Source organism: Terasakiella sediminum (assembly GCF_033100395.1).
Classification (GTDB): domain Bacteria; phylum Pseudomonadota; class Alphaproteobacteria; order Rhodospirillales; family Terasakiellaceae; genus Terasakiella.
Genome location: NZ_JAWLVJ010000060.1, coordinates 1 through 1,704 on the forward strand (window position 1 = coordinate 1; position 1,704 = coordinate 1,704).

The following is a 1,704-nucleotide window of genomic DNA, read 5'->3' on the forward strand; positions in this document are numbered from 1 at the left end:
AAATGGTGCCCGGGGGCTGCCAAGGGAAGTCATTGATTAATCAGTGTTTTTCGCAACAACAAGAAGTTATCAATTCCACAGAAGTAACAAAAGATGCCTTCGTGGTCTACCGTTTGGTACACCGTGTGGAATCGAGCATTCTGACGTTTTAGAACGCTGCCGCTGCAACGTTTTTAAGAACGTGAGGATTGCTTTCGGCATAAGCTGCGGTCTGGTTCACGGTCGCATGTCCCATCAGCACAGATACCGATTTCAGATCAATCCCACGGGCAATCAATGAAGTAGCGAACCCACGACGACCGCTGTGTGATGATGCACTTTCTGGCAGTCCAGCTTTACGGAACAACCGCTTCATCAACTGCTGCATCGTATTGGGTGTGAAGTGCGATGCTTTCTGCGATCTGAACAAGAACGAGTTGGTATTGAACGCCACACCTTCTTCGGATTGACGTTGTTCGATGTAACGACTGACAGATCGACGGACCCGTGGATTGGTCAGGAAGACCTCTCGGTTTGTATTGGTCTTGGAATTGGCGCGTGTGATCTGGAAGTGGTCACGGAGTTCACCAGATGTATCCAGCAAGCTATCAACCCGCACGGTTGCGATCTCACCAACGCGAAGCCCCAACCCGAACGACATGTGGCAGATCGCCAGATTACGAACGGCATGTCTTTCGGTTTTGATGATTTTGAACAGTCTGGTCAGTTGTTGTTCTGTCAGAACAGCAGCTTTGCCTTCTCTCATGATTTTGTCCTTTGTAATGTTTAGTTTTCATCACCGGACCATGAATTATAAGCATATAAAAACTGGGGCCAAGCCGGAATATCGCTGGAAGGCGCAGATTTGTTATCAATGCTTAGTTTTATACAAAAGTAAACGTTTCTGGATTTGCACGTTCAAGACCGATTTATGGGAACAAGGGGGTATGTTCCGATAAAGAAGGTCGTGTTGTTTCAAATGACACGGCAGGAAAGATTTTGTCCTTTTAAATGACATCACGGCTCGAAGCTCACGCAGATGAACGGGGGCATTGGCATCCATCAAAAAAAACCGTTACGTTATTCCTTTATTATAGTATTTTCGTAACGCATTAGGTAATTCAAATATATCGACGTGATTTCCTGCCGAGTTATGCATTCAATTCCAGTGATAACTGACCTAACGCATCCATGATCCAGAAATGACTTCGATCTGTTTGATACCCATCCCAAATCGCATCACATATCAGTGGGAATGATTCCGAAGTGATTCCCACGGGCGATGTCACCACCTCTCGTTCTTCGCCATATCTGATCACAAGAAGCAACGAACAATCACCAATCGGAATTACCGGGACTTCTGCTGTGATGACCAGATCGGAATATTCTTGGTGGAACTGTACTTGCGGCAACATTTTCATCTCATCTTTATTTGAAAGTCGTATTCAGGGATGATTTTTCTGAGATCAGTGTGGCACCAATGACACGAAATAGCGACCACACCGACCTCACTTCAAGTCATTTCCCGCATAATTTCCCCCGGGAATTGCAAACTACATTTCAAATGAAGAAATCTATATTTCAAAAAGGCATGCAAGTGTTTTTTTGAAGTAAAAACGCACCTATATTTCCCTAATAACTAATTGATTTTTAAAGTAAAAGGTAAATTGGCACTGTTCGGTTTCTGGCGTAGATTCATAGTCAGAAAACGCCCTCGATGGGAGG

The 1,704-nt window shown here is 44.6% G+C and carries 2 protein-coding genes; both read right to left on the reverse strand.

What is annotated here, in order from left to right:
* Positions 1 to 148: 148 nt before the first annotated feature.
* Positions 149 to 745 (reverse strand): tyrosine-type recombinase/integrase, encoded by a 597-nt coding sequence (locus tag RYZ26_RS19785; RefSeq protein WP_317684986.1) that lies wholly within the window; start codon positions 743 to 745, stop codon positions 149 to 151.
* Positions 746 to 1,130: 385 nt separating this feature from the next.
* Complete coding sequence (locus tag RYZ26_RS19790) at positions 1,131 to 1,394, reverse strand: hypothetical protein (protein ID WP_317684987.1); 264 nt, start codon at positions 1,392 to 1,394, stop codon at positions 1,131 to 1,133.
* Positions 1,395 to 1,704: the final 310 nt, after the last annotated feature.

Coding starts and splice junctions, on each gene's coding strand:
- RYZ26_RS19785 (WP_317684986.1), bottom strand. CDS start 745: ATGAGAGAAGGCAAAGCTGCTGTTCTGACAGAACAACAACTGACCAGA.
- RYZ26_RS19790 (WP_317684987.1), bottom strand. CDS start 1,394: ATGTTGCCGCAAGTACAGTTCCACCAAGAATATTCCGATCTGGTCATC.